The 21,159-nt window shown below is 66.1% G+C and carries 25 protein-coding genes; 7 read left to right on the forward strand and 18 right to left on the reverse strand.

What is annotated here, in order from left to right:
• Positions 1-5 precede the first annotated feature (5 nt).
• From VJ811_RS17360 to ccoN, 9 genes are read right to left on the reverse strand one after another with little or no spacing between them, the layout of a single operon-like run.
• On the reverse strand, positions 6-239 hold the full coding sequence (locus tag VJ811_RS17360) for a hypothetical protein (protein ID WP_324074685.1): 234 nt from the start codon (positions 237-239) through the stop codon (positions 6-8).
• On the reverse strand, positions 236-391 hold the full coding sequence (ccoS, locus tag VJ811_RS17365) for a cbb3-type cytochrome oxidase assembly protein CcoS (RefSeq protein ID WP_056369349.1): 156 nt from the start codon (positions 389-391) through the stop codon (positions 236-238). The genes VJ811_RS17360 and ccoS overlap by 4 nt, the downstream gene beginning before the upstream one ends.
• Positions 388-2,502, reverse strand: a complete 2,115-nt coding sequence (locus VJ811_RS17370) for a heavy metal translocating P-type ATPase (protein ID WP_324074689.1) — start codon at positions 2,500-2,502, stop codon at positions 388-390. The genes ccoS and VJ811_RS17370 overlap by 4 nt, the downstream gene beginning before the upstream one ends.
• Positions 2,499-2,969, reverse strand: a complete 471-nt coding sequence (locus VJ811_RS17375; RefSeq protein WP_324074691.1) for a FixH family protein — start codon at positions 2,967-2,969, stop codon at positions 2,499-2,501. The genes VJ811_RS17370 and VJ811_RS17375 overlap by 4 nt, the downstream gene beginning before the upstream one ends.
• Positions 2,966-4,423 (reverse strand): cytochrome c oxidase accessory protein CcoG, encoded by a 1,458-nt coding sequence (gene ccoG, locus VJ811_RS17380; RefSeq protein ID WP_324074693.1) that lies wholly within the window; start codon positions 4,421-4,423, stop codon positions 2,966-2,968. Before ccoG ends, VJ811_RS17375 begins: the two co-directional genes overlap by 4 nt.
• Positions 4,410-5,333: a cytochrome-c oxidase, cbb3-type subunit III gene (gene ccoP, locus VJ811_RS17385; RefSeq protein WP_324074694.1), complete on the reverse strand. Its 924-nt coding sequence runs from the start codon at positions 5,331-5,333 to the stop codon at positions 4,410-4,412. Before ccoP ends, ccoG begins: the two co-directional genes overlap by 14 nt.
• Positions 5,326-5,484: a cbb3-type cytochrome c oxidase subunit 3 gene (locus VJ811_RS17390; protein WP_324074697.1), complete on the reverse strand. Its 159-nt coding sequence runs from the start codon at positions 5,482-5,484 to the stop codon at positions 5,326-5,328. Before VJ811_RS17390 ends, ccoP begins: the two co-directional genes overlap by 8 nt.
• Positions 5,481-6,245 carry a cytochrome-c oxidase, cbb3-type subunit II gene (ccoO, locus tag VJ811_RS17395; protein WP_324074698.1) on the reverse strand — a complete coding sequence of 255 codons (765 nt, stop codon included), beginning with the start codon at positions 6,243-6,245 and terminating at the stop codon, positions 5,481-5,483. The genes VJ811_RS17390 and ccoO overlap by 4 nt, the downstream gene beginning before the upstream one ends.
• Before the next feature lie 10 nt (positions 6,246-6,255).
• A complete protein-coding gene (ccoN, locus tag VJ811_RS17400) occupies positions 6,256-7,914 on the reverse strand; it encodes a cytochrome-c oxidase, cbb3-type subunit I (protein WP_324074700.1) in 1,659 nt (552 codons plus the stop codon).
• Between the two features lie 171 nt (positions 7,915-8,085).
• Here ccoN and VJ811_RS17405 point away from each other — a divergent pair, with 171 nt between their 5' ends.
• Positions 8,086-8,757 carry an OmpW/AlkL family protein gene (locus VJ811_RS17405; protein ID WP_324074703.1) on the forward strand — a complete coding sequence of 224 codons (672 nt, stop codon included), beginning with the start codon at positions 8,086-8,088 and terminating at the stop codon, positions 8,755-8,757.
• Positions 8,758-8,775: 18 nt separating this feature from the next.
• Here VJ811_RS17405 and VJ811_RS17410 read toward each other — a convergent pair whose 3' ends face one another.
• Positions 8,776-9,465 carry a Crp/Fnr family transcriptional regulator gene (locus tag VJ811_RS17410; RefSeq protein ID WP_324074705.1) on the reverse strand — a complete coding sequence of 230 codons (690 nt, stop codon included), beginning with the start codon at positions 9,463-9,465 and terminating at the stop codon, positions 8,776-8,778.
• Between the two features lie 31 nt (positions 9,466-9,496).
• Entirely contained in the window at positions 9,497-10,306 is an 810-nt protein-coding gene (locus tag VJ811_RS17415) for a universal stress protein (protein ID WP_324074707.1), read from the reverse strand.
• A gap of 346 nt (positions 10,307-10,652) precedes the next feature.
• Here VJ811_RS17415 and VJ811_RS17420 point away from each other — a divergent pair, with 346 nt between their 5' ends.
• Positions 10,653-11,198, forward strand: coding sequence for a GNAT family N-acetyltransferase (locus VJ811_RS17420; RefSeq protein WP_324074711.1), 546 nt, complete (start codon positions 10,653-10,655; stop codon positions 11,196-11,198).
• Between the two features lie 52 nt (positions 11,199-11,250).
• Positions 11,251-11,859 carry an alcohol dehydrogenase catalytic domain-containing protein gene (locus VJ811_RS17425; RefSeq protein ID WP_324074713.1) on the forward strand — a complete coding sequence of 203 codons (609 nt, stop codon included), beginning with the start codon at positions 11,251-11,253 and terminating at the stop codon, positions 11,857-11,859.
• On the opposite strand, the gene VJ811_RS17430 is transcribed toward VJ811_RS17425, so the two are convergent.
• The 4 genes from VJ811_RS17430 to VJ811_RS17445 all read right to left on the reverse strand — a co-directional run bounded on the left by VJ811_RS17430 (position 11,831) and on the right by VJ811_RS17445 (position 15,102).
• Positions 11,831-12,238 (reverse strand): response regulator, encoded by a 408-nt coding sequence (locus tag VJ811_RS17430; protein WP_324074714.1) that lies wholly within the window; start codon positions 12,236-12,238, stop codon positions 11,831-11,833. The two genes, VJ811_RS17425 and VJ811_RS17430, sit on opposite strands and share 29 nt — an antisense overlap.
• Before the next feature lie 136 nt (positions 12,239-12,374).
• Positions 12,375-13,169: a universal stress protein gene (locus VJ811_RS17435; protein ID WP_324074716.1), complete on the reverse strand. Its 795-nt coding sequence runs from the start codon at positions 13,167-13,169 to the stop codon at positions 12,375-12,377.
• A 267-nt stretch (positions 13,170-13,436) separates the two neighbouring features.
• Positions 13,437-14,414 carry a L,D-transpeptidase gene (locus tag VJ811_RS17440; protein WP_324074718.1) on the reverse strand — a complete coding sequence of 326 codons (978 nt, stop codon included), beginning with the start codon at positions 14,412-14,414 and terminating at the stop codon, positions 13,437-13,439.
• Between the two features lie 4 nt (positions 14,415-14,418).
• A complete protein-coding gene (locus VJ811_RS17445) occupies positions 14,419-15,102 on the reverse strand; it encodes a Crp/Fnr family transcriptional regulator (protein WP_324074720.1) in 684 nt (227 codons plus the stop codon).
• 279 nt (positions 15,103-15,381) lie between these two features.
• On the opposite strand from VJ811_RS17445, the gene VJ811_RS17450 reads away from it, so the two are divergent.
• Genes VJ811_RS17450 through VJ811_RS17460 form a run of 3 tightly spaced genes read left to right on the forward strand, consistent with a single transcriptional unit; the run spans position 15,382 to position 17,259 of the window.
• A complete protein-coding gene (locus tag VJ811_RS17450) occupies positions 15,382-15,630 on the forward strand; it encodes a YdcH family protein (protein ID WP_324074722.1) in 249 nt (82 codons plus the stop codon).
• Entirely contained in the window at positions 15,630-15,959 is a 330-nt protein-coding gene (locus tag VJ811_RS17455; RefSeq protein ID WP_324074724.1) for a TraR/DksA family transcriptional regulator, read from the forward strand. Before VJ811_RS17450 ends, VJ811_RS17455 begins: the two co-directional genes overlap by 1 nt.
• A gap of 22 nt (positions 15,960-15,981) precedes the next feature.
• On the forward strand, positions 15,982-17,259 hold the full coding sequence (locus tag VJ811_RS17460; RefSeq protein WP_324074726.1) for a DUF4010 domain-containing protein: 1,278 nt from the start codon (positions 15,982-15,984) through the stop codon (positions 17,257-17,259).
• 109 nt (positions 17,260-17,368) lie between these two features.
• Here VJ811_RS17460 and VJ811_RS17465 read toward each other — a convergent pair whose 3' ends face one another.
• From VJ811_RS17465 to VJ811_RS17475, 3 genes are all read right to left on the reverse strand, one after another.
• Positions 17,369-17,692: a response regulator transcription factor gene (locus tag VJ811_RS17465; protein WP_324074728.1), complete on the reverse strand. Its 324-nt coding sequence runs from the start codon at positions 17,690-17,692 to the stop codon at positions 17,369-17,371.
• A gap of 73 nt (positions 17,693-17,765) precedes the next feature.
• Complete coding sequence (locus tag VJ811_RS17470) at positions 17,766-18,380, reverse strand: response regulator transcription factor (RefSeq protein ID WP_324074755.1); 615 nt, start codon at positions 18,378-18,380, stop codon at positions 17,766-17,768.
• Positions 18,370-20,238 carry a PAS domain-containing sensor histidine kinase gene (locus tag VJ811_RS17475; RefSeq protein WP_414711970.1) on the reverse strand — a complete coding sequence of 623 codons (1,869 nt, stop codon included), beginning with the start codon at positions 20,236-20,238 and terminating at the stop codon, positions 18,370-18,372. The genes VJ811_RS17470 and VJ811_RS17475 overlap by 11 nt, the downstream gene beginning before the upstream one ends.
• 328 nt (positions 20,239-20,566) lie before the next feature.
• On the opposite strand from VJ811_RS17475, the gene VJ811_RS17480 reads away from it, so the two are divergent.
• The gene (locus VJ811_RS17480) at positions 20,567-21,151 is read left to right on the forward strand and encodes an NAD(P)H-dependent oxidoreductase (protein ID WP_324074730.1); all 585 of its coding nucleotides are present in this window, start codon (positions 20,567-20,569) and stop codon (positions 21,149-21,151) included.
• Positions 21,152-21,159 lie beyond the last annotated feature (8 nt).

A 21,159-nucleotide genomic window follows, 5' to 3' on the forward strand; every position in this document is an offset into this window, starting at 1 on the left:
CGACCTCAGCAGCATCGCCCCTTTTTGCCGGCCGATTTTTCGCGGCGGTCATTGACGGCATGACAGGCCTTGGCGCAGGCGCTGCCATCGTTTCGCGGAGCGGCAGGATCGGCGGGCAGGAAGAGATTATGGGCGCCGCCGCCGCATGCCGGTATGCGCATCACCCGTGCGTCGGTCGCAAGCGGCGCGAGCGCTAGTCCGGCGACGACGGCGACGGTGCTGATCCGGCGTGCGATCATGACGGCCGGTCCTCTTCTTCCTCGACGAAAATGCGCAACGCAGCGCCATCCAGATCATCGAACTGTCCTTGCCGCAGCGACCAGAAAAAGGCGGCAAGGCCCAGCAGGCCAAGACCGAGCGCGATCGGAATGAGGACGAGAACGCCGTTCACCGCAGGGCTCTTTTGAGACGCAGCGCGTTGCCGACGACGATCAGCGACGAGCCCGACATCGCAATGGCGGCAACCAGCGGCGTCACGAGTCCCAGGAAGGCAAGCGGCACCGCGACCGCATTATAGCCGATCGCAAGGATGAAATTTTGCCGCACGATCGCTTGCGTTCTTCGCGCCATACAGATCGTCTGCACCACCGGCATCAGGCGGTCGCCGAGGAATATGCAATCGGCGGCATTTTTGCCGACGTCGCTCGCCGACCCTGGCGCCATCGACGCGTGCCCGGCCGCAAGCGCCGGTCCATCATTGAGACCGTCGCCGATCATCAGCACCCTGCGGCCTTTTCCTGCATGGCGCGCGATGGCCGCGAGCTTGTCTTGCGGACTCATGCCGGTCTGGGCCGTCAATCCCAGTTCACGCGCGACAGGCGCAACCGCTTCGGGGCGATCGCCCGAGAGAATCATGGCCGGGATGCCTTCGGCGCGCAGCGCATCGACCGCCTCGCGGGCATCGGGACGCAGCCGGTCGGCAAATCGGATGATCGCAGCCGACTGGCCATTGACAGCGAGTTCGGTAGCCAGCGCATCGCCGCTGATCGAACCATGCGGCCGTCCCAGGGTCACTCGGCTTTCGGCCCAGCGCGCCTCGACCCCGAAGCCCGGCGTTTCGCGAAGCGACTGGACGTCGGCCGGCCGCACGTCATAGCCCTTGAGACACCGGGTCAGCGCCTCGCTCAGGGGATGCCGACTGGCTTGCGCAAGCGCGAGGATCAGCGTCTTCAAGCCAATACCGAGCGTCTCGAGCCCCAGAGCCTCCGGCCGCCCCAGCGTAAGCGTGCCGGTCTTGTCGATGAGTGCGAGGTCGACCTCGGCCAGCCGCTCGAGCGCGGAGCCGTCCTTGATCAGTACGCCCCGGCGCATCAGCTCGCCCGCCGCGACGATCTGCGCCGCGGGTACCGCGAGACCGAGCGCACAGGGACAGGTGATGATGAGGACCGCGGCGGCGATCAACAGGCTATGGTGCCACCCTGCCCCCGCGATCATCCAGCCTGCAAAGGCCATCAGGGCAAGGCAGTGGACGGCAGGGGCGTAGAGGCGCGCCGCACGGTCCGCGATACGGACATAGCGCGACTTCCCCTGTACGGCCTCGCCCATGAGGCGGGCGATATCGGCGATCGCCGTGTCGGCGCCCCCTGCCGTGACGCGAACCTTGAGGGGTGCATCGATGTTGAGCGTCCCCGCATGAACGGGATCGCCGAGGCGAACCGCCTGCGGAGCGCTTTCGCCCGTCAAAAGCGAAAGGTCGATGCTGCTCGATCCGCCCGCGACGACGCCGTCCGCCGCAAGCCGTTCGCCGGCGGCAATGAGCATGACCATGCCCGGCTCGAGCGCGGTAGCATCGACCCAGTGCGTAGACCGTTCGTGGCGGAAGACCATCGCGCCGGTGCCCATGTTGCGCAAAAGGGCCGTAACCCCGCCCCGCGCGCGGTCGCGCATCACGCTGTCGAGCCACCGGCCGCACAAGAGAAAGAAGAGAAGCATGACCGCGCCGTCGAAATAGGCGTGTGCGCCGTGCGTCAGCGTTTCGTAAAGGCTGATCGTGCTGACGAGCAGGACCCCGATGCTGATCGGGACGTCCATGTTGGTCTGGCGGTGGCGGAGCGCACGCCAGGCCGACCGGAAAAAAGGCCTCCCGGCATAGGCGATCGTCGGCAAGGCGATCAGCGCCGAAAGCCAGTGGAACAGGTCGCGGGTGGTGCCCGTCGCGCCCGACCAGACCGAGACCGAGAGCAGCATGATATTCATCATGGCAAAGCCCGACACCGCAACGGCGCGAAGGAGCGCGCGGCTGTTTGCGGCGGCGGCATCGACCTCCTCAGGCCCCTTGCCGATCGGATGCGCGTCGAAGCCGAGGGTCGCGAAGGCGCCGACGAGGTCCGGGATCTGCGCGTCGGGCAGGCACGAGAGATGGACGCGCTTCTCGGTGAAGTTCACGCGGGCGGCGGCGATGCGACGGTCGCGCACCAGCCCCTGTTCGAGCTTGGCGATACATCCAGCGCAGCGGATGTCGGGAACGGCGAAATCGCGCTCGATCAAAGCGGTGGCGCTCATTGCACATCCTTCCGATAACGCGCTTCTTCCACGCTGTGCCGGACGATGAGGTCGAGCCGCCAGCGCCCCAACGCCAGCGGCTCGACCGAGCGCATCACGCCGCTCGCCGCCGGCTCGAATTGAAGCGCGGCGGGCGCGGTGCGCCCAACTGGGTGACTTACGGTCGCCGACACGACAAGGTCGCCGAGCGGCTTGTCATTTTTCCGTACCGTCAACAGGACATGCCGCGCGGGATCGAGGCTGACCGTCTCGTTCCATGCCAACCGGTCCTGCGCATCGGCACGTTTCAGCCACTCGTTATAATGCTGGCTCGCGACGTAGCTGTTGTCGACGACCGTCCCCCCGAAGGTCGAGGAAGCGAGCCGTGCCATCGTGAAATTGACGGTCATCACGACGGCGAAGAAGGCAACGAGGATCGCGGTCATATGCCAGCCGGTAAAGGCCTTGGCGGCGGGGCGGTCGGTCATGGGACAGTCTCCGGTCGGTCGAACTGGATTGTTTCGGCGTCGCCGCGGGGGTTGCCATCGAGCCCGCGGGTCGCGATGGTGAAATCCTGGCGCGCCGATCCGCCGGCGGGCGCGGCAACGAAGAGTTTGACGCGGGTGACGCTGTCGGGCGCAAGCGCCACCTCGATCCGCTGTCCCGCGGCCTTGCGCGACCCGGCTTCGGTCCACAAAGCGGCACCGCCGAGGCCGCTGACGGTTACCGCAACCCGGCGCGGCCGCGTCTCCATATTGCGAAGCTTCAGCGTATAAGTGTTGCGGATATGGCCATCCGAGAGCTGGACATAGAGCGGGCTGCGCTCGTGCTGGACGGCAAGATCGAGCCGCGTGCGCTGGCCGAGCGAGAAGAGCATCGCCGCACCGATCGCGCTCCACACGCCAAGATAGACCAAAGTGCGCGGACGCATCAGCGTCTTGCGCACCGGCTGCGACTGGCCGCCGGCCTTTTCGATCGCCGCGTCGTCGAGCGTGCAATAATCAATCAATCCGCGCGGGCGGCCAACCTGCTTCATCACACCGTCGCAGGCGTCGATGCACAGCGCGCAGGTAATGCAGCCGATCTGCGGCCCCTCGCGGATGTCGATCCCGGTCGGGCAGACCGCGACGCACTGGCTGCAATCGACGCAATCGCCAAAGCCACCGGGTTGCGCGGCGGCCTTCTTGACGCTTCCGCGCGGTTCGCCGCGCCAGTCCTTGTAGGTGACCAGCAGCGACTTTTCGTCCATCATCGCAGTCTGGATGCGCGGCCAGGGGCACATGTAGATGCATACCTGTTCGCGCATGAACCCGCCGAGGATGAAGGTCGTCGCGGTGAGGACAGCGACGGTGCCATAGGCTACCGGTGCCGCCTGCCCCGCCCAAAAGTCGCGGGTCAGCGTCGGCGCGTCGGCGAAATACATGATCCACGCGCCGCCGGTCCAGAAGGCGACAGTCAGATAGATGCCATATTTGATCGCCCGCTTTGTGATTTTCTCAGCCGTCCATGGACCATTGGCCAACCGGATCTGCGCATTGCGATCGCCGTCGACCAGCCGGTCGACATGCTGGAACAGGTCGGTCCACACGGTCTGCGGGCAGGCATAGCCGCACCAGGCGCGTCCGACCGCGCTGGTGACGAGGAACAGCCCGATCCCTGCCATGATGAGCAGGCCCGCGACATAATAGAATTCATGCGGCCAGATCTCGATCTGGAACATGTAGAAACGTCGATTTGCCAAGTCGACGAGCACCGCCTGATCGGGCGCATAGAGCCCGCGATCCCAACGTATCCACGGCGTGCCGTAATAGATCGCCAGCGTCACCGCCATGATCGCCCATTTGAAACGGCGGAAGGAGCCGTTCACCGCTTTCGGGTAAACGCCCTTCCGCGCTACATAAAGCGGCGCGGGCTGGCCGGAGAGATCCTCAGGGCTGGCCATCGGCTCCCGCCCCTTCGGCTACAGGCGCCAAGCCCTTTTCGCCGCCGCCCAGCGAATAGACATAGGCGGACAACATCTTGATCGTCACCGGATCGAGCCGTCCGCCCCAACGCGGCATCACGCCGTTACGCGGCTGCGTTATCGTTGCGGTCAGGCTGTCGCGGTCGCCGCCATAAAGCCAGATCGCGTCGGTCAGTTTCGGGGCGCCGACCTGCCGCCCGCCTTCGCCGCCCGCGCCGTGGCAGACCGCGCAATTGTCGGCAAACAGCGTCTCGCCGCGCGCCGACGATGCGCTGGTCTTTTCCTGGCGGCTCAGCGTGCGAACGAAGCTGACGACATCGCCGATCTGCGCCGCGTCGAGAATGCCGTCGCGGCCAAAGGCTGGCATCAGGCTGGTGCGTGTCGCCTGGTGGTCGGGGTTCCGGATGCCGTGGGTCACCGTATATTCGATGGTCGCCAGATCGCCGCCCCACAGCCAGTCGTCGTCGGTCAGGCTGGGATAGAGCTTCTTCACCCCCGCACCGCCCGCGCCATGGCACTGGACGCAATGGACACGGAACGCCGCGCCGCCGCCCTGCACCGCCGCCTGCATCAGTTCGGGCTTCGCTGGCAGATCGGTAATCGCGGTCGCGGCGATGGCATCGACCGTCGGCGCACGACGTTTGGCATCCGCCGCCATTTCCTTTGCGAGGTCGCCGCGGCTTGACCAGCCGAGGACGCCCTCGGTCGCGCTGTTGACGAGCGGCCAGGCCGGATAGAGCGCGACATAGGCGAGCCCCCAGACGATCGTCGCGTAGAAGGTCCAAAGCCACCAGCGCGGCATCGGCGTGTCGAGTTCCTCGATACCGTCCCATTCATGGCCGACCGTGCTGGTGCCGGTGGCTTCGTCGATACGCTTGTGCTCAGCCATGCTCGTCGTCCTTGAAGATCATGTTCGCAGCCTCTTCGTTGCGCGCGCGCGCACTCGGCCGGAACGGCCAGGCGATGAGGGTGAGGAACAGCAGCGCCATGGCGAGCAGGCTCCAGCTGTCGGCAAAATGCCTGAGGTCGTTGTAACTCATCGGGCCGCCTCCGTTTCGGACGGACGTTCTTGGGGGGCGGCCTTGTCGACATCGACCAGCGTGCCAAGCATCTGAAGATAGGCGATCAGCGCATCCATTTCGGTCACGCGCGCCGGGTCGCCGTCGAAGTCGCGGACCTGCGCCTTCGGATAGCGTTTCTGGAGATCGCCCGCGCCGGCGTCGGGATCGACCTGCGCCTTCAGATCCTCGTTCGCCGCCGCGATCGCGTCCTCGGTGTAAGGCACGCCGACGCGGGACAGTGCCCGCAGGTCACTGCGCATATCGCCGGTGTAGAGGTCCTTTTCGGCGAGGAAGGCGTAGGGCGGCATGATCGATTCGGGCACGACGCTGCGCGGATCGATCAGGTGCGCACGATGCCATTCATCAGAATAGCGGCCACCAACGCGCGCGAGGTCGGGGCCCGTACGCTTGGACCCCCATTGGAAGGGATGGTCGTACATGCTCTCGGCGGCAAGGCTGTAATGGCCATAGCGCTCGACCTCGTCACGGAACGGGCGGATCATCTGGCTGTGGCAGGTATAACAGCCCTCGCGCATATAGATGTTGCGGCCGGCGAGCTCGAGCGGCGTGTAGGGCCGCATGCCGTCGACTTTCTCGATCGTGTTGTCGATCCAGAAGAGCGGCGCGATCTCGACGATGCCGCCGATCATCACCGCGACGAGCGCTAGCAGGCCAAGAAGAGTCACATTGCGCTCGAGCTTCTTGTGGCTGAAGCGCTTTTTGGCGGGTTCGGTGGCCATCTTCGGCTCCTTATTCGGCGGGCACGGTCACGAGCGGGCGGTCCGCTGCGGCATTGTGCGGGGTTTCGGTCATCGGCTTTTCGGCGCGGATCCTGCCCGCGAGCGTCGCCCAGACATTGACGATCATGATCAGGAAGCCCGCGAGATACATTGCCCCGCCCGCGGCGCGGATCAGGTACATCGGGTGCATCGCCGCGACGCTTTCGGCAAAGCTGTAGACGAGGTAGCCGTCGGCCCCATATTCGCGCCACATCAGCCCCTGCATGATGCCGGCGACCCACATCGAGGCGGCGTAGAAAACGATCCCCACGGTCGCGAGCCAGAAGTGCCAGTTGACCATGCGCAGGCTGTAGAGGCGCGGCCGGCCCCACAGACGCGGGACCAGATAATAGACGCTGGCAAAGGTGATCATGCCGTTCCAGCCGAGCGCGCCCGAATGGACATGGCCGATCGTCCAGTCGGTATAATGCGACATCGAATTGACCCATTTGATCGACATCATCGGGCCTTCGAAGGTGCTCATCCCGTAGAATGCGAGCGCCATCACCATCATGCGGATGATCGGATCGGTGCGGATCTTGTCCCACGCGCCGTTAAGCGTCATCAACCCATTGATCATCCCGCCCCAGCTCGGCATCCACAGCATGATCGAGAAGACCATGCCCAGCGTCTGCGCCCAGTCGGGGAGCGCGGTGTAATGAAGATGGTGCGGCCCTGCCCAGATGTAGAGGAAGATCAGCGACCAGAAGTGGATGATCGAAAGGCGATAACTATAGACCGGGCGCTCGGCCTGCTTGGGCACGAAATAATACATCATCGCGAGGAAGCCCGCGGTCAGGAAGAAGCCGACCGCGTTATGGCCGTACCACCATTGGGTCAGTGCATCCTGGACGCCGGCGAAAGCGGCATAGCTTTTCGATCCGAAGATGCTCGCGGGCATCGACAGATTGTTGACGATGTGGAGCATCGCGATGGTGATGATGAAGCTGAGGTAAAACCAGTTCGCGACATAGATATGCGGTTCGCGGCGCTTCACGATCGTGCCGACGAAGACCGCGAGATAGGCGACCCAGACGATGGTGAGCCAGAGATCGACATACCATTCGGGCTCGGCATATTCCTTCGCCTCGGTGACCCCCAACAGATAGCCGGTCGCGGCAAGCACGATGAACAGCTGGTATCCCCAGAAGACGAACCGCGCGAGGTTAGGAAAGGCAAGTCGCGCGCGGCAGGTGCGCTGGACGACATAATAGCTGGTCGCGATCAGCGCATTGCCGCCAAAGGCGAAGATCACCGCCGAGGTGTGCAGCGGGCGCAGCCGTCCGAAGGTCGTATATTCAAGATTGAGGTTGAGGACCGGGAAGGCGAGCTGCAGCGCGATGAAGAGACCCGCCGCCATGCCCGCGATGCCCCAGAAAAGCGTCGCGATGACACCCCAGCGGATCGGGTCGTCGTCATAGACACCCTGATCGGCGGGTATTTTGAGGATGCCGCGAGCGATCGCGCCGTAGTCGGCGCGCGAAATCGTCACCCACAGTATGATCAGGCAGGCGATCGCGACGATCATCATATGCACCGCGAAGGGCGCATCGACCGCGACCGCCGCCATCACCAGCGCGAGCAGGGCCAGGCCGAGCCAGCCCCCCGCCTTTGCTACCAGAGTGTCCATAACGCTTGCCCCTGTCATCGCGCGGCTTCGCTGCCGCATGGTTCGAGACCGCTCTTGGCCGCGCGGCGGGGCAAAAACATTGACCAGGATCAACGAATAGATTGCGCAGCATCAATGCCCCGCGGCCGCGCCGGGTGCAGGGAGCCCAGGTCAACGCAAGGAGCAACGACCATGAAAAAGCAGCATCTCTCCCTGATCGCGCTGGCCGCCGCCACCGCGATTCCCGGCCAGGCCGCGGCCAAGGCCGGCGATATCCAGTTCAAGATTTTCGCGACCTATGTCGCACCCGACGGCAAGATCGGCGACGTCAAGCTCGACCGGATCGGCCTGCCGGCCGGAACGCAAACGAAGGCCGACGACAATGTGACGCCGACGGTCGCGATCGAATATTATGTCGCCGACCATATCTCGCTCGAGACGATCGCCGGGGTCACCCAGCATGACGTGAACGGCCGCGGCGCGCTGAACGGCGCGACTTTGGTGTCGAACGCGAAGATCGTGCCCGCGACGCTCACCCTCAAATATCATTTCGGCAAGGAAGGCGGGATCCAGCCCTATGTCGGCGCAGGTCCGAGCTATTTCATCTTCATCGACGAGAAGCCCGGTGCAACGACCCGGTCGCTCGGCGCGACGCGGCAGAAGATGGGCGACAAGCTCGGCGCCGCACTCCAGGCCGGGGTCGATATTCCGGTGAACGACAAGGGACTTGCGCTGTCCTTCGATGCCAAGCGCTATTTCCTGCGCCCGACCGCGACCTGGTATGCCGGGACGACCGAGGTGCTCAAGACGCGGCACAAGCTCGATCCCTGGGTGGTCAGCGCTGGTGTCGCCTTCCGCTTCTAGCCTCGCGCCGGTGGCCGGTCAGCCTGCCATCTCGTTCAGAGCCGCAAGGTCGTTGATGACGACCTTGCGGCGGGATGGAAGGTCGATCAGGCCATCGGCGCGCATTTTGGTGAGTTGGCGGCTCGTGGTTTCGATGGTGAGGCCCAAAATGTCCGCGATCTGCTGGCGACCGAAGGGCAGCTCGAAGCCGCGTGAGATCACCGCCGCACTGGGCTCCCCCGGAAGGCGCTCAGCCATTTCGAGCAGGAAAGAAGCGACCTTCTCGGACGCCGACTTGCGGCCGAGAAGGAGCATCCAGCGGCGTGCGCGATCGAGCTCGCCGAGCGTGCGGCGCAGCAATTTCTGTTGCAGGTCGGGATGGTTGCTCGCGAATTCGTCGAACTGGTCGCGATGGAAGATGCAAAGCTCGGCCTCGCTGATCGCGCTGACGCTATAAGGGCTTTCCTTCCCGAACGGCCGCCCGATGAAGTCAGAGGGAAAGACGATGCCGACGATCTGCTCGCGGCCGTCGGCGGTGGCGGCGACGAGCTTCAGTACACCTTCGAGGACATTGGCGACGACCGGCGCGTCGTCGCCCTCCCACAGGAGCGTATGCCCGCTGCTTACGCGCTGGCGCCGGCCCATCCGGCCGAGCAACAGGAGCTCGTCGGGCCGCAGGCTCGCACAGATGGCCCGGTTGCGCACGATGCAGGACAGGCAATCGGTCATGCGCCGGGCGCCCGGCAGCCATGCATCGCGGTCAATGGGCGAGCAGGAGCGGCGCCGGCGCGGCTTCGAGCAGATAGCGCGTCACCCCGCCGAACAGGGTCTCGCGCAGTCGCGGACGCCCATAGGCGCCCATCACAATGAGCCCCGGCGCCAGCTCTTTCGCAGTACGCTCAAGAATCTCCTCGGGCGTAAGCGCCCCGCGATCGAGGCGGCGAAGCTCGCCATGAATGCCGTGCCGCGACAGATAGCAAAGCGCATCCTCGGCGGGCACCCGTCCCTCGTCCGGACCGACCTGAACCATCGTCACCGTCCCCGCGCTCCCCATCAACGGCGCCGCGGCGCGCAAGGCGTGCGCGGCTTGCGGGCTGCCGTTCCACAGGATCATCACCGGGGCGTCAAGATCGAGCGGCTGGCATTCGGCGGGCAAGGCGAGCACGGGCGCCGGCACGGTCATCGCGAGGTCGCCCGCCAGCGTCGGCTGCGCGAGGCCGCGCCGGTCACGGGGGCCCAGCGAGACGATGGCCAGATCGGCGAGCGTCGCGGCGAGCGAGAGCGACGCGAGCGCATCGCCGTCGGCGATTGCGACGTCCCAGGGCACATCCTCGCGCGCGAGCTGCGCCGCGAGCCGGGTCTCAAGCTCGGCATCGGCAAGCTGGGCCGCGGCGAGTTGTTCGCGCGCCAGATACATGCCGCCAAAGGGGTCCGAGGCGATGAACTGCTGGAAAGGCGAACAGATCAGGAAACTGAGATGGGCGCCGAGGCGGCGTCCGATCGCGAGCGCGGTCTCGGTGCGCCCGGCCATGGCCGGGCTCGAGTCGGCGTGAATCAAAAGATTTCGCATATCTGGCTCTCCTTCAAAGTGGCAGAGATGGAAGCCCTTATGCTCGCCGCCTTCATTGACCCAGGTCAATAACGTCGCGCTTTCAGGCTGAGCGGCAGCGCGTCGCAAAGAGGTCGTTCCGTATAATTACGAAATGCGCCGACCGCTCTGTGCGTTAGCCTGTCTTCGCAAAGGAGCAGGCGATGCAGAAACCCCGTCCGTTGCCCCCAATTCGCGCGCATCCGCGCCGGACTCCCGTGAACCGCGCGCCGGCCGACCCGCGGCGCGAGAATAGCCGCATCATGGGCACGCTCACCCTTCGCACTTCGCCGCTCCGGCGGTCCGGCCCACATCAAGGAGACAGATGATGACACTCACCAACGCGCCCGACACCACGCTGAGCGAGGCGACCGAGACCTGCCTGCAGACCCGCAGCGGCGTCGATCTTCGCCTCCGGCCGGTCGCCGACAGTGACGCCGACAGCGTCAATCATTTCTTCGACGGCCTGACGGCCGACGACATGCAGTTCCGCTTCCTGAGCGGCCAGTCGCACCTTTCGAGCGCCCAGCTCGCGGCGATGATCGGGGTCGATCACCGGCACCGCGAGCATCTGCTCGCGTTCGATGCGGCGACGTCGGAGCTGATCGGGAGCCTGCTGATCGCCGCCGACGACGCTTTTGTGACCGCCGAGGTCGCGATTTCGGTCTCGCCGGCGTATAAGACGCGCGGCGTCGGCTGGACCCTCCTCAACCATGCCGTCGATCTCGCCCGCGCCCGCGGCCTCAAGACACTGCGGTCGATCGAGAGCCGCGCCAATCGGGGCGCGATGGAGGTCGAACGGACGCTGGGGTTCAAGTCGAGCGACTATGATGGCGACGCCACGCTGGCGCTGCTCGAACTCGAGCTTGGCTGACCTGGGCCATCGGGTCGGCCCCCCGACAGGCAGCCGGCTGGAGACGCACCAAATGGACCAGGGTTTTCATGCCATGCAACTCGACGCGCCGGGGGCGTCGCTGCGCCGCGTCGAGCGGACGATGCCGACACCGGGCGACGGCGAGATCCGGATCGCGGTCGCCGCGTACGGCGTGTGCCGGACCGATCTCCATATCGCCGATGGCGATATCAGCGGTCGGCTTCCGATCATCCCGGACCATGAGATCGTCGGCCGCGTCGATGCGCTCGGCGCGGGCGTCACGCGGTTCGGGCCTGGCGACCGGGTCGGCGTGCCCTGGCTCGGTCGAAGCTGCGGGGTCTGCCCCTATTGCACTGCGGGCGACGAAAATCTCTGCGACGCGCCCGAGTTCACCGGCTTCACGCGCGACGGTGGCTTCGCGTCGCACGTCGTCGCCGATGCGCGCTTCTGTCTCACAATCCCTGCCGCCTTCGACGATGTTTATGCGGCGCCTTTGCTCTGCGCCGGGCTCATCGGCTACCGTGCCTATCGCATGGCGGACGGCGCGAAGACGCTTGGCCTCTATGGCTTCGGCGCCGCCGCGCATATTCTCGCGCAGATTGCGATCGCCGACGACGCCGACGTCTATGCCTTCACGCGGACGGCGTGCCGCTGCGCGTGAGCCTCGTCACGGCGTCGACGAGCATATGCTCGCGCAGCGGCTTTTCGAAAACAAGCGCAAAGCCCGCCTCGCGCGCCCGGGCGCTCAATTCCTCGGACGGATAGGCCGAGATCAGAATGGCAGGTCCATCCCAGCCCTGCGCGCGCAGCGCGCCGAGCATCGCGATCCCGTCGCTGCTCTCGAGCCGGTAATCGACGATCAGGCAGTCGGGCGCGGCGCGCGCCGCCTCGGCGAGCGCGGGATCGGCGGCGGACCAGGCCTTCGCTGCAAATCCGCGTCCCTGCAAAAGCAGGAGGAGCGAGCGGCGCACTGCCGGGTCATCCTCGACGATAAGGATGGTCGGCGGTGCCTCGCTCCAACCCGATCGGGCGATCAACATGTCCATGGTCCCGTTATCGAAGCTTTGGCATGGCGACCGGGTCCCGACCGCCACATGCAGATTCTTGTAAAATCGTCGGGCTCGCGCCGTTGGGGGTGCGAGCCCGAAGCCGGAGAGCAAGGCCAAAGGCCATCGATCAATGGCTCATGAGCAGAGTAAATTTGCTCTTCGAAAGCAGATTCTTCGTGGTACCGCCGAAGGTCTCGCGCAGCCGGCCGCGGCCGTAAGCGCCCATCACGATATAGTCCGCGCGGAACATCGTGGCTTCGTCCGAGATCAGGAAATCGGCGTGGAACGTGCCGATGTCGGTCTTGCGAACATTCGCCTTGATGCCGTGGCGCGATAAATAGGTTGCTGCTTCCTCGGGCGCGATATGATTGTCGGATCCTTGCGCGGTGAAAATCTCGACCTCCTTCGCGAAGGCGAGGAGCGGCACCGCGGCGCGGAGCGCAGCCGCCGCCGAGGGGCGGCCGTCCCAAGCGACGAGCGCGCGCTCGAGCTCGAAGCGCTCGAGCGTCTCGGGCACCGCGAGCACGGGCGCGCTCGCGCGCGCCACGATGCGGCTCGTAATGTCGCGCATATCGGGCATCGGAAAGCCGTCGAGCGCGCGATTGAGGATGATGAGATCGGCGAGGTCGGCGGCATCGAGCACCGCGTTTGCGATCTCGTCCATCGCGTCGACCCAGCTCCAGCTTACATCCTCGCGCGACAGCCGGTCGCTGATCACCGACTTGTTCTTCGCTTCGCTTTCGCGCTCGTCGAGGACGACGACGGCCTCGGCAAAGCCGAACCCGTCGCCAGCGAGGAGCGGATAGGGGGTGACGTCGATACAGGTCAGGTGACCTTCGACCGCGCGGGTAATGTCGAGCGCCGCCTGCAGACGGGCTTCCTGGCCATGGTCATCATGCACGAGCAACAGGATATTTTTCATGAGCCGTCTCCTTTTTGTCTTCGACGAATTTATGGGCCGCACGCCCCGGCCGATATGCGCAATGATACGGATAGAAAGGCGGCCACCCGGATGTCCGGACGGCCGCAGGGACTCGCCCCTTCCCCAAGGCGAGCGGGATCGCTGTCGACCGCGAGATAATCCTCGACATCGGTTACGCCCGGCGCCGACCAGGCCGCGAGCTCGACCATGCGCCGTCCGCCCCAGGTCTTGCCCCGGCCGCGCAGCGTGGCCCGATACTATCGCGTCTTAGCGTGTTGGCGCGGCACTCTCGTCGCCGCCGAGAATCTCAACCGGCGCCGGGCTCGCGGTGCGAAGCGAATCCGGCGTCACGATGACGCTGGTTCCCGCGGTCATGAGCGGGGCAAGCAGCGCGCGCAAATCGGCTGCGATATGAACGCGTCCGGAAAAGGGCGCGGGCGCCTTGTCCGCAATTGCGCCCGGGATGGCGACCTCGAGCCAGGCTGCCGCGCCCGATGCGCCCGACTGGCGGACGAATGCCGAGGTGCCGGTGACCGGACCTTCGATGCGCGCGGGCGCCGATCCGATCATGATCCCGTTGCGCAGTACCAGCAGCCGCTGGTCGGCGGCACTGACAATGATCGACACCGGGCCGCTTGGTGCCCGTTCCGGCTCCCATAGCACCGCGCCCTCTGCCAGCGCCGGCCCGGTCCGGAGCAGGGGATCGCCGGGAGCCGCGCGCGGCACGGCAGCGGCCTTGGTGACGATGACCGTCATCCCGAGCCGGGTCACGCCATAGAGGAGGCGGGCAAAAGCCTGCGGCAGCCGGATGCAGCCATGCGACGCCGGATAGCCCGGCAAGCGTCCGCCATGCAGCGCCACCCCGCCCCAGGTCAGCCGCTGCATATAGGGCATGGGCGCATCGTCGTAGAGGTTGGAGCGATGATCGATGTCGCGCTGGAGGATCGTAAAGATGCCGGTTGGAGTTTCATGGCCCGCCTTGCCCGTCGAGACGGTGGTGATCGCGATCGGCACACCGTTGCGATAGAGGGTGCCGCGCTGGGTCGCGAGGCTCACGATCATGAGCAAAGGTCCGCGCGGCGCGATCTCGGGCGCCCAGATATAATCGCCGGGCGCCAGCCGCTTGGCCGCTTCGAGAACGCTCCCCTGCGGGCTGGCGGCCTCGGCCGACGCCGCGAGGGAAAGCCATAGGGCCGCCCCCAGGAGGATCGTTCCCTTTCGGGCGAGCTTCGCGTACCCTGCCATCGGTTCAGCCGGCCATGGCCGCCACGCGGGCGCGGTCGTTGATCCGCACCGCGCGCCGCGAAGGAAGGTCGACGAGACCGTCGCTGCGCATGCGCGTGAGTTGCCGGCAGGTCGTCTCGATGGTTAGCCCCAATATGTCGGCGATCTGCTGGCGGCCGAAGGGCAGTTCGAAGCCGCCAGACCCACCGCCGGCATCGCCAGGAAGCCGTTCTTCCATATCGAGAAGAAAGGAGGCGACCTTCTCGGGGGCCGATTTGCGGCCGAGCAGCATCATCCAGTGCCGCGCACGATCGAGTTCGTCGAGGGTGCGGTGCAGAAGCTTTTGCTGCAAATGCGGATGGCGGCCCGCGAAGTCGTCGAACAGCTGCCGATTGAAGATGCAGACCTCGGCGTCGGTCATCGCGGTGACCCGGTAAGGGCTTTGCTTGCCGAACGGACGGCCGATGAAATCGGAAGGGAAGACCAGGCCAACGATCTGCTCGCGACCATCTGCGGTGGCGACGACGAGCTTGAGAACGCCCGACAGGACATTCGCGACCGTGGGCGCTTCGTCGCCTTCCCACAGCAGAGTGTGACCTGACTTTACGCGCTGGCGCCGCCCCATGTGGCCGAGTTCGGCGGCTTCGTCGACGGCAAGGCTGGCGCAGATGGCGCGGCAGCGGACCGCGCAGGAGGCACAATCGCTCATCGCCGTCCTCCCGCAAGCGATGCGGGCACGGCGTACCGGCCCGGTGCCGGGCGGTTGCCGCCATGGTGGCGGAATGGATGTGGCTGACCCCTCATGCGGTCCAGATAGCGGAGCGCCGCGCAGAGGCGATTACGCAACTGTACGTATGCCCCTTGCGCGGCGCGTTGCGGGGCAGCGTCGGCCGCCCGGCCGACGCCGGACGTAAGGGCTATTGCGTAACGACAGACGGCGCGTCCCGGCGCAATCCGGCGCGACAAATCCGCGACGAAAGGACCGAAGATGAGCGAAGCCCGCCACGACCTTCACACGATGTTTCCCGACCATGGCCCGACGCTCCATGCGCTCAAGCTCGACAACGCCCATTTCCGCAAGCTCGCCGAAGATCATCATGACCTTTCGAGCCGGATCCAGCGCTTCGAGGCCTCCCTCGCCGCCGTGCCCGACGACGAACTGGAGACGCTGAAGAAGCGGCGCCTGTTCATTCTCGACGAGATCGCCGCACTTATCGCGCACGAGGCGGCGGCGTGATGCACGATCTGACCGAGATTCGCGCCGACCTCGTTGCGCGGCTCGATCGGCTGGCTGCGCTGGTGGAGCGGGTGGAAAGCGAGCAGCGCGCGCCGCTCGATGATGATTCGGCCGAGCAGGCGGTCGAACGCGAAGATGACGAGGCGCTCGGCGCGCAGCAACGCGCCGCGGACGCGGAGATGAAAGCGATCCGGCATGCGATCGCGCGGCTCGACGGCGGTCATTATGGCATCTGCACCTCATGCGGCACGCCGATCGATGCCGCCCGCCTCGAGGCCTTGCCGGCCGCGACGCATTGCATCGCATGCGAACGCGAGCGCGGCGGCTGAGCCGCAGCGCCGCGCGAGCGACATGACCGACGCAATTTCAGGCGCTGGACTCGAAGGGCTCGCCGGATTGGGGCTCGCGCTCCTCCTCGGGCTGCTCGTCGGCGTCCAGCGCGGCTGGAGCCTGCGCAACGAGGCGGCGGGCAGCCGCTTCGCCGGCGTGCGGACCTTTGCCCTGTTCGGCCTCGCGGGCGGTATGGCGGCGGCCACCGCAGCCCAGACCCCGGCGATTGCCGCGACCATCGCCGGCGCCGCGGCGATCCTCACCCTCATCGGCTATGCGAAAAGCGCGCGTCCGCCCGACCAGCTCAGCGGGACGACAAGCCTCGCCGCGCTCATCACGCTCGGCTGCGGTTATCTCGCCGCGAGCGGCCGGTCCGAGATGGCGGCGGTGATCGCTGTGACCATGACGATGGTACTCGCGCTCCGCGATGAACTGCATCGCTGGGTCGCGGGACTCAGCGATGTCGAGGTCGGGGCGATCGTTCGCTTCGCGCTCATCGCGCTCGCCATCCTGCCCTTGCTGCCCGACCAGCGCTTCGGCCCTTATGACGCCTGGAATCCGCGCCAGCTCTGGTTGGTCGTCGTCTTCGTCTCGGGCTTCTCCTTTCTCGGCTATATTGCCGCAAAGCGCTTCGGTGCGTCGCGCGGCACGCTCGTCATGGCCGCGACCGGCGCCATGGTCTCCTCGACCGCGGTCACCGCGGCGCTCGCGATGCGCGTGCGCGACGGCGAGGAAAGCGAGGCGATGGCGATCGCCGGGATCGGTGCCGCGTCGGCGGTGATGCTCATCCGCGCGGCGATCCTGACGGCGGTGCTGGCGCCGGCGGCCATGCCCGGATTCGCCTGGATCGCTGCGCCCGCGGCGCTGGTGAGCGGCGGTGCCATTTTCTTTGCGTTGCGCAGCCGCCGCGGCACCAGCGCCACCGACCGCCCCGTCGAACTCAAGAACCCGTTCCGCCTCGCGCCGGCGATCGGGCTGATGCTGCTCGTCATGCTGCTGACGGTCGCCGCCCGCTGGATGATGGCGCTGGTCGGCGAACAAGGCCTCGCGCTCGTCATCGCACTCTCGGGACTGGCCGACGTCGACTCGGCGATCATCGCCGTGGGCTCGCTTCCCCAGGGCCTGCTCAAAGGCCAGCTCGCGACGATCGTGATCGTCGCACCGGTTCTTGCCAACACCTTGTTCAAGGGCGCGACCGTCGTGGCGATCGCTGGCTGGCGGAAGGGGTGGAAGCTCGCGCTGCCGCTCGTCCTGGGCGTCGCGGCGAGCCTGACGCTCGTCCCGATCCTTCTCTTCTGAAGCCTGAATACCGATCATTGTCCTCGCGAGCGCGAAAGTTGCCAAAAAAGAAGGGCATCCATGTCGATAACAAGTGACGAGAACGCACGGCCTTCCCATCGGAGAAGGTCTAGGCTCCCGCCCTTGCCTGTTCGGCGATCAGCGCGTCGATCCGGTCGCGGTGCGGCAGGACGATGCCGAGAAGCCCGGCAAGCGTCGAGGCGCCGAGCTTGCGCATCAAGCGCGCGCGATGAATTTCGACGGTGCGGTGGCTGATGCCGAGCTCGTCCCCGATCTGCTTGTTCGTGAGCCCGCGCACCAGCCCGGCCGCGACCTCCATCTCGCGATGCGTCAGCAGATCAACCGGAGGCGCCGTGCCCCGCTGCCGCACGGCAGCGGCCAGCGCCGAGCGGCGGGTTGATGCCATGGGGTATTCGCCGCGGCCTGTGGTCATGCGGTGCATCCTTCCGAAGGACAAAAGTCTATCGGAGAGGCAGCAGGCGGTCGTTACGTAATGTCCGCAGATGTCATGTGCCGAGTCCGGCCGCAAAAGCGAGCCGCAAGGCATCCGAGAGGCTGCGAACGTCGAGCTTCGCCATGAGGTTGGCGCGGTGCACCTCGACCGTGCGCGGCGAGATACCGAGGTCATAGGCGATCGTCTTGTTGGGCAGCCCCTGCGCGAGACCTTCGAGAACCTCGCGTTCGCGCGGGGTCAGGATGGCGAGAACCACTTCGGCCTCGGCGGAGCGGGCCACCACAGTGTCCGCGGCGGCCATGCGAGCGAATGCGGTCTCGATCGAGCCGATCAGCACCGCCTTTTCGAAAGGCTTTTCGAGGAAGTCGACCGCGCCGGCCTTCATCGCGCGCACCGCGATCGAGACGTCGGCATGGCCGGTGAGCACGATCACCGGCATGGTGACCCCGCGTTCGAGCAAGGCCTGCTGGACTTCGAGCCCGTCCATCTCGGGCATGCGCACGTCGAGCAGGATGCAGCCTTCGGGGACATGCCGTATTTCCTTGAGAAACTCGGCGCCATTGGCCCAGGTCTCGACGGCATAGCCCGAGGTCTTGAGCATGAAGCTCGCCGACCGCCGGATCGCCTCCTCATCGTCGACGATATGCACAAGCTTCCTATCCGACATCATCTTCCTCCGCTTTCGCGCTCACCAGCGTAAAATGAAACTCGGTCCCGCCGCCGGCGCGCTTCTCCATCCAGATGCGGCCGCCATTGGCTTCGACGATGGTCCGGCAGATCGAGAGACCGAGCCCCATGCCTTCGGCCTTGGTGCTGACGAACGCCGTGAAGAGTTGCTCGGCGACCTCGGGAGTGACGCCCGGGCCGGTATCGGCGACGATCACCCGGACAAAGCCGCGCTGGTCGGGACGGCTCGTGACGGTCAACTGACGCACCGGGCTGTCGGCCATCGCTTCGACGGCGTTGCGGATGAGGTTGATCAATACCTGCTGGATCTGGACCTTATCGACGAGCACCGGCGAAGCATAGGGATCGAGGTCGAAACGGGGCTCGACGCTCTTCTCGCGCGCGCCCATCAGTCCGAGAACCGCCGCCTCGTTGATGAGCAACGACAGTTTCTCGATCGTTTTCTCGACCTCGCCGCGCGCGACGAAATCGCGCAGACGCCGGACGATATGGCCGGCGCGCAGCGCCTCCTTCGCCGTATCGTCGAGCGCGTCGCGGATCATCGGCATATCGGCGGGATCGGGACTGGCGAGCAGGTCGCGAATGGCCTCGACATAATTGGCGACGGCTGTAAGCGGCTGGTTGAGTTCGTGCGCAAGCGTCGAGGCCATCGTCCCCATCGCGCTGACGCGTGAGACATGGGTCAGTTCGGACTGGAGCGATTCGAGCCGCGCCTCGGTCCGCTGGCGCTCGGTGAGATCGCGAATGAAGCCGGTAAAGAGCGGATGACCGTCGCTCGACGCCTCGCCGATCGACAATTCCATCGGAAAGGTCGAGCCGTCCCTGCGCTCGGCGAACACCACCCGTCCGATCCCGATGATGCGTTTCTCGCCGGTTTCGAGGAAGCGGCGGATATAGGCGTCGTGGCGTTCGCGATCGGGCGACGGCATGAGCCGGCTGACATTGACGCCAAGCAGTTCGGCTTCCTGATAGCCGAACAGGCGCTCGGCGGCGGCGCTGAACGAGACGATCAGCCCCTGATCGTCGATCACGACCATCGCGTCGGGCACCGTCGACAGGATCGACCGGAGATGGCTTTCCTGCGATCGCAAGGCTTCCTCGGCGGCGCGGCGCGCGGTGATGTCCGAGACGATCTTGGCGAAGCCGCGAAGGCTTCCGTCGTCGTTGCGAAGTGCGGTAATCGAGACGTCGGCCAGAAACTCCGAGCCGTCCTTGCGCACGCGCCAGTCTTCGGCCTCGAGGCGGCCCTCGCGCGCGGCCCTCTCGAGATCCTCGGCGGGCTTGCCCGCGGCAACCGCGTCGGGCGGATAGAAGATCGCCGATGCCTTGCCGACGACCTCGTCTTCGCACCACCCCTTGAGGCGCTCGGCGCCCTTGTTCCAGATCGTGACCCGGCCATCGGCGTCGAGCAGATAGATCGCATGGCCCTGCGCGCCGTCGATCAGCAGATTGAGCTCCTCGGCAACGAGCGCCGCCTCGGCATCGCGCCGTGCGGCGTGGCGGTCGTTTTCGTGCATGCGCTTGCGCATCCGCTCGAAAGCCTGCGACAGCGCGACGATGCCGGCCGCGGTGAGCAGGAAGACCGCGGCCTCGACCAGATTATAGGTTCCGTCGCCGCGATAGCCGGCAAAATAGAGGCCGAGAAGCAGAGCGGGACCGGTGGCGATCGATGCCGCGAGCGGTCCGGCGAGGACGGCGGCGGCGAGGATCGCGGGCGCGAACAGCAGGAAGGGTGAATTGCCGGCGAGCCAGGGCTTGAGCGCATAGCGCAGCAGCGCCGCGGCGGCGACGAGAGCCAGCGCGCAGGCGAGACGCGCCGCGAAAGAGCGTTGCAACATCGACATCGACCGCGCGGCCTCCGCCCGCGCTGCAAAAAAGGCGCCGCCATCCTCAAGGTGCGCCTTCCCCCGGTCGCGATCCATAGCGATTTTCGGGCGAGAGCGAAACGCTCGCTGCGTGGGCGATCCGTATTGATCCTTAAGGGGCATGCCGCTTCGCTAAGGCCGGACGCGCGGCGGGATCATGCGGGAAACTACGGATAGGAGGAATGCGTCCGCGATCCCAAAAGCGGCAGGCGGATCGCCGCGCCTCGCCTATCCGTCCAGCTCGGCCCGGCGCGGTGGTCCGTTCCGGCCGCGCCATCGCGCGCACCTTTAGGAATTCTCCATGAAGGCCAGACGGATCACGCTCATCGACGGACACCCCGACCCCGATCCGGGGCGGTTCGTCCATGCGCTCGCCGACGCCTATGCGGCGGCGGCGCTGGCGGCGGGTCATGACGTCCGCCGCATCGCCGTCGCGGGCCTCGCGTTCGACCTGCTCGAAAGTCGCGCCGAGTGGGAAGAGGGTCCGCTGCCGCCCGCGATCGCCGAGGCGCAGGACGATATTGCCTGGGCCGAACATCTGGTGATCTTCTACCCGCTCTGGCTCGGCGACCTGCCCGCCCGCCTCAAGGGCTTCTTCGAACAGGTCATGCGTCCCGGCTTCGCCTTTCAGCCCAAGGCGAAGGGTTTGCCCGAAAAGCGCCTCAAGGGCCGGACGGCGCATATCGTCGCGACGATGGGGATGCCCGCGCTCTTTTACCGTGTCTATTTTCGCGCGCACAGCCTGCGCAGCCTCGAGCGCAACATTTTGGGCTTTGTCGGCATCACGCCCACCGAGCGAAGCATCGTCGGCAATGTCGAGGGCGATGCCAAGCACCGCACGACGTGGCTCGAGACGATGACCGAATATGGCGCGGCCGGGCGCTGAGCGCGATG

The organism is Sphingopyxis sp., from assembly GCF_035250425.1.
Lineage (GTDB): Bacteria > Pseudomonadota > Alphaproteobacteria > Sphingomonadales > Sphingomonadaceae > Sphingopyxis.

What these genes read in the sequence shown, in the direction of transcription:
- VJ811_RS17370 (WP_324074689.1), bottom strand. Translation starts at nt 2,502, where the DNA reads ATGAGCGCCACCGCTTTGATCGAGCGCGATTTCGCCGTTCCCGACATC.
- VJ811_RS17465 (WP_324074728.1), bottom strand. Translation starts at nt 17,692, where the DNA reads ATGACCACAGGCCGCGGCGAATACCCCATGGCATCAACCCGCCGCTCG.
- ccoO (WP_324074698.1), bottom strand. Translation starts at nt 6,245, where the DNA reads ATGGCCACCGAACCCGCCAAAAAGCGCTTCAGCCACAAGAAGCTCGAG.
- VJ811_RS17420 (WP_324074711.1), top strand. Translation starts at nt 10,653, where the DNA reads ATGACACTCACCAACGCGCCCGACACCACGCTGAGCGAGGCGACCGAG.
- VJ811_RS17475 (WP_414711970.1), bottom strand. Translation starts at nt 20,238, where the DNA reads ATGTTGCAACGCTCTTTCGCGGCGCGTCTCGCCTGCGCGCTGGCTCTC.
- ccoG (WP_324074693.1), bottom strand. Translation starts at nt 4,423, where the DNA reads ATGGCCAGCCCTGAGGATCTCTCCGGCCAGCCCGCGCCGCTTTATGTA.
- VJ811_RS17450 (WP_324074722.1), top strand. Translation starts at nt 15,382, where the DNA reads ATGAGCGAAGCCCGCCACGACCTTCACACGATGTTTCCCGACCATGGC.
- ccoP (WP_324074694.1), bottom strand. Translation starts at nt 5,333, where the DNA reads ATGGCTGAGCACAAGCGTATCGACGAAGCCACCGGCACCAGCACGGTC.
- VJ811_RS17430 (WP_324074714.1), bottom strand. Translation starts at nt 12,238, where the DNA reads ATGTTGATCGCCCGATCGGGTTGGAGCGAGGCACCGCCGACCATCCTT.
- VJ811_RS17415 (WP_324074707.1), bottom strand. Translation starts at nt 10,306, where the DNA reads ATGCGAAATCTTTTGATTCACGCCGACTCGAGCCCGGCCATGGCCGGG.
- VJ811_RS17480 (WP_324074730.1), top strand. Translation starts at nt 20,567, where the DNA reads ATGAAGGCCAGACGGATCACGCTCATCGACGGACACCCCGACCCCGAT.
- VJ811_RS17390 (WP_324074697.1), bottom strand. Translation starts at nt 5,484, where the DNA reads ATGAGTTACAACGACCTCAGGCATTTTGCCGACAGCTGGAGCCTGCTC.
- VJ811_RS17410 (WP_324074705.1), bottom strand. Translation starts at nt 9,465, where the DNA reads ATGACCGATTGCCTGTCCTGCATCGTGCGCAACCGGGCCATCTGTGCG.
- VJ811_RS17425 (WP_324074713.1), top strand. Translation starts at nt 11,251, where the DNA reads ATGGACCAGGGTTTTCATGCCATGCAACTCGACGCGCCGGGGGCGTCG.
- VJ811_RS17360 (WP_324074685.1), bottom strand. Translation starts at nt 239, where the DNA reads ATGATCGCACGCCGGATCAGCACCGTCGCCGTCGTCGCCGGACTAGCG.
- VJ811_RS17375 (WP_324074691.1), bottom strand. Translation starts at nt 2,969, where the DNA reads ATGACCGACCGCCCCGCCGCCAAGGCCTTTACCGGCTGGCATATGACC.
- VJ811_RS17405 (WP_324074703.1), top strand. Translation starts at nt 8,086, where the DNA reads ATGAAAAAGCAGCATCTCTCCCTGATCGCGCTGGCCGCCGCCACCGCG.
- VJ811_RS17455 (WP_324074724.1), top strand. Translation starts at nt 15,630, where the DNA reads ATGCACGATCTGACCGAGATTCGCGCCGACCTCGTTGCGCGGCTCGAT.
- VJ811_RS17440 (WP_324074718.1), bottom strand. Translation starts at nt 14,414, where the DNA reads ATGGCAGGGTACGCGAAGCTCGCCCGAAAGGGAACGATCCTCCTGGGG.
- VJ811_RS17470 (WP_324074755.1), bottom strand. Translation starts at nt 18,380, where the DNA reads ATGTCGGATAGGAAGCTTGTGCATATCGTCGACGATGAGGAGGCGATC.
- VJ811_RS17445 (WP_324074720.1), bottom strand. Translation starts at nt 15,102, where the DNA reads ATGAGCGATTGTGCCTCCTGCGCGGTCCGCTGCCGCGCCATCTGCGCC.
- VJ811_RS17435 (WP_324074716.1), bottom strand. Translation starts at nt 13,169, where the DNA reads ATGAAAAATATCCTGTTGCTCGTGCATGATGACCATGGCCAGGAAGCC.
- ccoN (WP_324074700.1), bottom strand. Translation starts at nt 7,914, where the DNA reads ATGGACACTCTGGTAGCAAAGGCGGGGGGCTGGCTCGGCCTGGCCCTG.
- VJ811_RS17460 (WP_324074726.1), top strand. Translation starts at nt 15,982, where the DNA reads ATGACCGACGCAATTTCAGGCGCTGGACTCGAAGGGCTCGCCGGATTG.